Below are 6645 nucleotides of genomic sequence, written 5' to 3'. Positions count from 1 at the left end.
AGGCGGTGAAGCATCCGACTACAGCGCCGTTCCCGCCCTACTGGATATGCCTTTCCGCAAACCTCGGCTGTTCCTGGCTGACAAGGGATACGATGGCGATGCAGTGCGCCAAAGCCTGCTGCTGGCTGGCATCAGCCCTGTCATTCCGCCAAAGTCAAACCGCAGGGAACCGATACCTTGCGACTTCCGGGCCTACAAGGACAGGAACCGGATCGAGCGCATGTTCAACAAGGTCAAACAGTTCCGCAGGATCGCTACACGATACGATAAAACCAAAGCGTCCTTCGAAGCTTTCCTCAATCTCGCGGCTGCACGTCTCTGGCTACGAAACTTTGTCAACAGAGCCTAGAATTCGTTCACCAATCAGTTTGGATGCACCCATGGTTCCCGTAGGGGCGACTGCTTTATCCGATGAGGTGAAAACGAGGCGGTCAACGCCGGCCTTGAAGGCGGCATTTCGCACGTTGGCAAGACCGAAGGCGTTGATCCGTAAAGTGCCAATAGGATCTTCTTCTGCGATGCAGATGTGTTTTTGTGCAGCCGCATGGAAAACAATCTCGGTTCCAGTAAACAGTTCCGCAAGTTTCGGAGCCTCTGTTATGTCCTGAAGTACAGTTTGCACTCTGGGATCATTGGCTGTCTGGGTTGAAAGAGCGCGCAGGGCTGTGGGGTCTATGTCTATCGCAATGAGACGCCGGATGTTCAATTGAAGTAGGCGTCTGGTCAGCAGTTGCCCGACAGATCCGCCTGCTCCTGTGATTGCGATCGTTTTACCTTCGTAAAAACCTGCAAGGAGATTACAATTTACATCCACACCGCACCCCACCATCTTGAAAATGTCAACTTGTATTCGATAAGTAATTTTGGGGTTTATGCGCAATTGTTGGTTTTGACGGTAAGCCGTTTAATCAAAAAATATTTTGTATAGACCTATCTAAGTAAATAATAAAATTATAGATGGAGATTTAATCGAGTATACAATCTCCATCTACTATTTATATTGTTATTTTAACCGAATATAATTTGAAGGCTGGGCTTGTTGCCTGAGCCCATTACTTTAGACATGAACACAGCGTGAGTACCTATTTTTTCATGTGAAAGCGCATAGGTATTGTGATCTCCGGCAAAGCCTTCAGGACAGTCGAATGTTAGGGAAAATTGCTGGCGGAACTCATCAGGTGTCTCGGGACCCAACTCAACTTTGGCGAGTTTTGCCTGATGAGGACCTATATCGAACGTTTCGCCAATCAACACACTGAAGTCATCGTGTTTCAAGTCGGCAATTGTTTTCATTTCATTCTCCTCTTGGGTCATCGCGCTGACAAACAGCGCTTGTGCAATGCGATCTTCCGATGAAAAGGATTACCGCTGCGCCGCCGCAGGTGACGTGCCTTGGAGGCGGCGTATTACAACATCGGGCGGAATGAACTGTCCTCTGGCGAAGTCTTCGTAGCTGGGGTGATACCAACGCATTCGAATGTGACGTTGGTTGGTTTCGGTCGGTTCAAAGCCGAGGCGATAGTAGAAACGGTAAGCGGCTGAGTTCAAAGCGTGTACGTGGAGCTGAACCGGTAAGCGCTTTCTCGCCGCTCCGGCACAGACCCCGCGCATCACCAGACGGCCAATGCCGGCCCCGCGGTACTCAGGCATTAGCGCGATATCCAGAACTCGGACCTCGCTATCGCGTTCATCAAGATACAGGCGACCGATCGGCTTGCCGCACCAAAGAATTAAGCCGTACTTGGCCATGTCGTAGGATCGGAAATACACCGTGTGATGTGCATCGTACTGTTGGGCTAGAACCTTTTGATAGGTGTCAACTGCCCCTGCATTTAATAGGGGAGCAAACTCCCAATGGCGTTCCGCTTGGTGCAGCTTCTTCAAGAATGCCTCATCCCCGGCTCGCGCGGGACGCAGAGTGATGTCAAGAGGATTGATCTCCGGCATGCTGAGGGCTCCGACGTTGTTGATGTGTGGAGTTTGCTATGCGCGCTGCGGATATGCGCCGACCATTGCGATTTCGTAGTTCATGACTAGGAACGGATCCATGATGCTGAAAGGATCGCCAGATCCCATGCTTTCGGTACGTGATCCCGAAGAAGCCAGTTGGACTTCCGAGCCGTCTGGCGTTGAAAAGCCTTTGCCAACAATATCGCCAACTTTGGGAATGGCTGCTACCGCGAGTGTGCTGGGCGCTTCAGTGCCATCGACATCAGCGGCTCCGAAATACAATCCGCCATGTGTATGGGCAGGCAGATTGTCAGTCGTCAGAGTTTGGGTCTCGGTTCCGGACCTTTGACCAATAATGTAAGGAAAACTGCCGGTTTGATGAACGGCTACGCGCCCTCGCAGTTCGGGTAGCTGAAAATTCGAATAACCATTTCCGCCGAAGTTAGTTCCGAGCAGAGAGTACAAGGCATTGTATTGCGCTACTGCCAGTACTTGGCCATCACAGAAAGCCCATTTGTCTACTGCGAACATAAGGGGAAAAATGGATATTTGTGAGAGGAAAGGTTGGGACACTGTATCTCTCCATCAAAACGAGCATACGGAGCCAAGCCGTGATGCTGAAGACAAGGACACCCAGGCAGGGCGTTAGTTTGAATGAGGCGGGTACGTACCAAACAATGCCATCTCATAGGTTACGACTTGATAGGGCGAGATTGTTGGCAAATGTTGGTTGCCCCCGGCATAGCCTGTGGGAGGAGAGCCGTCGGAGCCCAGATCCTGAAAGTTCTGACCACTTGCGTACCAGTCCGCCTGTATTTTGATTCCGGCGAAGTTACCCTCTGGAATTGCAGTGACAGTGTTGGGCGATGGGGTGAGCGTTGTTCCGACTTTGGGTTGCGCCTTCTGGGCGATTCCGTGGCTGTGCGCTGGTAAATTGGACGTGAACAAGAGCGCGTCAGCGTATGGGTAGTATGTTCCAATTGTGCGGCTTGATAACCCTGGGCCCAGGCCCGAATGCACAACCGTTTTGTCGGTCAGGTTGGGCACTCCGAACGTGTTTGAGCCATCGCCGCCATAAACATTACTGATGAGGGAGAACAGGGCCTGATTTTGCTGTATCGAGAGGATCTGACCTGAACATATAATCCAGTCGCGGATGGTGAAACCGAGCCCAAACGCGGAAATCTGAGAAATGAATGGCTCTGCCATGTCGTGCTCCAGAAAGTAGGGGAAAGGGAAGAACCGGTGTCTAATCGCGTTGAGGGTAGACACCTTGCAGGGCGATCTCATAAGTCACTGTTTGATAGGGGCTGCGGATCGAAATAGGCACGTTTTGACCTACGCTCAAAGATTGTGAAGTCCCGGCACTAAAGGAGCTGTCCGCCAGTTGGTAAGGCGCAAAAGAACTGCCGACAGCGGTTGTGCCCGACCGCGTAACAGCAGGTTTTGCGAGCACCCGGCCTACATCTGGCGCTCCTTCTGCAGCCGTGTCGGCAACGGTCAATATGGTGCCGGGGTGCGAATGTTCAGGCATCATCGCCGTGGTCATCTGTATGGTTTCTGCGCCCCCAACAGCGCCTCTATCCTGACTGCCGGTTCCACGGGCAATGCGGCCCTTGAGATTGGGAAGACCAAAATCAGTGGTGCCGTTTCCACCGTACTTGTCGCCAAGTAACGAAAACAGCGCAGGATTTTGGGAAACAGGAACGATCTGCCCGTCACAGAATGCCCAGTCTTCCACGGCAAAATCCAAACCCCATAGTGAAATCTGCGAGATGAAGGGTTGTCCCATTGCATCCTCTCTGGGTTGTAGCTTTGGTTTTTGATAGGGAGCTGGAATGTGAAGACGTACATCACCAAAGCTTTTCGATGATGTATGCTTCACTTTCTGCAAAATACTAAAACCATAAGCTGCTTTATTTCTTATATAAACCTATGGTTTTATTTCGCTCTTGAATATTCGGTATTTTGTGTTGGGCAGAAAATACAATGGATTTGAAATTAGTTGCGAAACTAAACTTGTTTAAAATTACCTCTGAATTATAGCGAACTGAATACGCGGATCATTAATCGAAACAATTAGTTCGCGGCAACTTCGGCATAAAGGGGTTGGTTCGGATACAGGCACACCCCGGCAGTCAATCCTACGGATGCAGCCATTCCCGGAGATACTCTGATAGTTATTCGTTTCAAGATTTCTGTCAGAATAAGCCGCAATTCTTCTCTGGCGATAGCTGCACCCAAACAGCCGGAAGCGCCTCCAGAGAACGGGATGAACGCACCGGATGGTGGCAATGAAGACGCCTCCAGGAATCTTTCCGGTTTAAACGCATCGGGCTCAGACCAGTAGCGCGGAGAGCGGTGCAGGCCATAGATTGAAAAGATCAACAAAGTACCTGGCTCGATGCGTGTCCCAGCAATAGTCAAGGGGTAGTCCGCACGTCTCATCGTCTCGGTGGCTGGTGGAAATAGCCGCATGGTTTCGTTGGTCAGTGCAAGCAATGAAGCGGCTGACGTGCCGTTTGGTGCTTGCTTGAGCCGCTCGTGCAATCGCTCTTGCATCGTACCGCATTGTCCAAGAAGCCAAAGTGCCCATGCCAATGTCAGACCGGTTGTCACATGGCCGGAGCCAGCAAGACCAGCTGCATTTGCCAACAGTTCGCTTTGAGTAAGACCTGTTTGAGAAACTGGATCCGGATTGGTGATATGGCGAAAGGGATTTGTATGCGGTAGACGTTCCCACCTGCGCCTGTCGATGAAGCGCTGTATCAGGTCGCGGAGCACTTCGGCATTGCCGCGAAAGTCTCCCCTGTCGGCTTGGTCCAGCCGTTTCGCTGTTTCCAACACATCATGATCGCGCCCTTCATAGGAACCGGGGCCAAATAGTGTAGCCCACGCAACCTGCAGAACAAGTTCAGGCAGTGCCAGGCTCAAATTGATACGGCCAGCTTGCAGCCAACCTGTGATCGCGTCCTCTGTTGCTTCTTGAACCACCTGTTGCAGAGACGGTCCCAGGATACTGTGAAGCAACTGGCGCATGATCTGCCGTTGATTGGCGTTTTGAGCGCCGGTCGTACCGCTCAGGCTTTCACCGAACGCGACATAGGCAAGTTTTTGCTGCACATCTGCTTTCGGGAACAGGGACGAATGCCTGAACAAGGCTTTTTGCGTTGCCGTTGCATCCGTGATCAGAGCCACCGGTTGCTGGCGTATTTTACGCAGAATGACCGGCTCAGTGAGCATCTCAACCGGTCGGGTGTTCGGACGAAAACGCGCAATATCTGACAGTCCACGCCACGTGGTATGCGCCGCTGGTTGAAACTTGAACCGGGGAACATGAGGGGTATCCTGCATCAATCCACCCCTGCAAACTCGGGAAGGTTGTCGGCCGCTGATAATGGCTTGGCGGGTGAGATGCAGCCATCCTCCCGCGGCAACAGGAAGATCCTGCCCAGTGTCCTCATGGTCTTCAGCCAAGCTTCAAAGGACGCAATCGTTGCCAGATCCGTCGCACTAGGAACAAACCTGGATGACCATCCCCCCGAATAAAGTCGGCAGCTCCGGCAATCCACATCAGGCGTGCAACACTTGACTGCCTTCTGTTGCAAATCAGCCCCATAATAACGCATAGGTTCCACAATGCGTGAGCCACAGGACTCGGCGATGCCAGTTTGCCTGTCAACTTCGTGAGGCGGCTGCGGGGCACTCATCAGGCGGTTATAGTGATGGTCGTAGATGACGGTTTCTGGATAGGCATCCATTTGTTCGCTTATCAAGTGCCGAATGCGGTTCAGATCTTCGGCAGACAGCAACGGGTTGTCGCTGTGCGTACTGAACCGAAAGAAATCACGATCGTGGGGGCGGTTTTCCCTAAGCTTGTTCAAGAAACTGGTTGTTGGTGAGTAAATGTTGAAGGTCAGCGGCAGACCGTGATCCCGGCAAGCCTGGGTCATTTTCGGAATGTGATCTATCGTCTTGCGCGAAAGGGTGAACAACATGATGGCACGCCGATCCCCCTTATATATTTCAAGCGCTTTGCGAAACACGCTACCACCACGCAGCAAGCGGTCGGTGCTGTCATCGCCCGCCCACACTGACACCCCTATTCGATAGGGAACCTCCCTCGGTATTCTAATGGTGCCATTGGTGCCAATGTTGCCATAGGGGAAGAACGGCGCTGCAGCCATAAGGCGTTTGGGTTCCAGAGCTGGCTCGGCGCCCACAAAATAGGCCATGGAAACACCCCGTGCACTTTCTGCGGAATAAAAACGTTTCCACTCTTCCTCTGAAGACATTGGGCGCGATTTGGCGGTCTTCCCATCCTCGAAATAGTAGCAGCCTTCACATTTCAGGTTGAGCTACTCCCCATCCGTTGGACAGGTTTAGGCGTAAATTAAGCTACACTGTGCATCTGCTGATCGGGTTGGTGTTGTTCGATGCGCTGCCAATAGACCACGGCAGGCGGTTTGCCGCCAAGGGCGGAGTGGGGGCGTTTCCGGTTATAGAAGTCCAGCCACTTTCGGATACCGGCCCTGGCCTGTGAGCCGGTTTCCCAGGCGTGCAGATAAACGCACTCGTATTTGAGCGTGCGCCACAGCCGTTCGACGAAGATGTTGTCGAGGAACCGTCCCTTGCCATCCATAGATATACGCACGCCCATCCGCCGCAGCCGGTCCGTCCATGCAAATGAGGTGA

The 6645-nt window shown here is 52.3% G+C and carries 10 protein-coding genes; 1 reads left to right on the top strand and 9 read right to left on the bottom strand.

The window, feature by feature from the left end:
• Positions 1 to 349: IS5 family transposase (locus tag G512_RS0114625; protein ID WP_155943661.1), on the top strand; the 349-nt coding region annotated here is incomplete at its 5' end.
• Here G512_RS0114625 and G512_RS21290 read toward each other — a convergent pair.
• From G512_RS21290 to G512_RS0114580, 9 genes are all read right to left on the bottom strand, one after another.
• Positions 323 to 814: a polysaccharide biosynthesis protein gene (locus tag G512_RS21290; protein ID WP_162143386.1), complete on the bottom strand. Its 492-nt coding sequence runs from the start codon at positions 812 to 814 to the stop codon at positions 323 to 325. The two genes, G512_RS0114625 and G512_RS21290, sit on opposite strands and share 27 nt — an antisense overlap.
• Positions 815 to 1008: 194 nt before the next feature.
• Entirely contained in the window at positions 1009 to 1293 is a 285-nt protein-coding gene (locus G512_RS0114615) for a DUF6916 family protein (RefSeq protein ID WP_143181437.1), read from the bottom strand.
• 69 nt (positions 1294 to 1362) lie between these two features.
• Positions 1363 to 1947, bottom strand: a complete 585-nt coding sequence (locus G512_RS0114610; protein WP_028482363.1) for a GNAT family N-acetyltransferase — start codon at positions 1945 to 1947, stop codon at positions 1363 to 1365.
• Between the two features lie 36 nt (positions 1948 to 1983).
• Positions 1984 to 2523, bottom strand: a complete 540-nt coding sequence (locus G512_RS0114605) for a phage tail protein (protein ID WP_028482362.1) — start codon at positions 2521 to 2523, stop codon at positions 1984 to 1986.
• Between the two features lie 72 nt (positions 2524 to 2595).
• Positions 2596 to 3159: a phage tail protein gene (locus G512_RS21285; RefSeq protein ID WP_051269402.1), complete on the bottom strand. Its 564-nt coding sequence runs from the start codon at positions 3157 to 3159 to the stop codon at positions 2596 to 2598.
• Between the two features lie 40 nt (positions 3160 to 3199).
• On the bottom strand, positions 3200 to 3742 hold the full coding sequence (locus tag G512_RS0114595; protein ID WP_028482361.1) for a phage tail protein: 543 nt from the start codon (positions 3740 to 3742) through the stop codon (positions 3200 to 3202).
• 287 nt (positions 3743 to 4029) lie between these two features.
• The gene (locus G512_RS0114590) at positions 4030 to 5304 is read right to left on the bottom strand and encodes a cytochrome P450 (protein ID WP_028482360.1); all 1275 of its coding nucleotides are present in this window, start codon (positions 5302 to 5304) and stop codon (positions 4030 to 4032) included.
• Entirely contained in the window at positions 5304 to 6185 is an 882-nt protein-coding gene (locus G512_RS0114585; protein ID WP_143181438.1) for a hypothetical protein, read from the bottom strand. Before G512_RS0114585 ends, G512_RS0114590 begins: the two co-directional genes overlap by 1 nt.
• 158 nt (positions 6186 to 6343) lie before the next feature.
• Positions 6344 to 6645 (bottom strand): integrase core domain-containing protein (locus G512_RS0114580; RefSeq protein ID WP_028482358.1); only part of this gene is annotated, 302 nt, incomplete at its 5' end.

It is taken from the genome of Pseudovibrio exalbescens DSM 16456 (assembly GCF_000422785.1).
In the GTDB taxonomy this organism is placed as follows: Bacteria; Pseudomonadota; Alphaproteobacteria; order Rhizobiales; family Stappiaceae; genus Pseudovibrio; species Pseudovibrio exalbescens.
The sequence above is the reverse complement of the archived record's forward strand: the minus strand, read 5'-3'. Positions and strand labels throughout refer to the sequence as shown.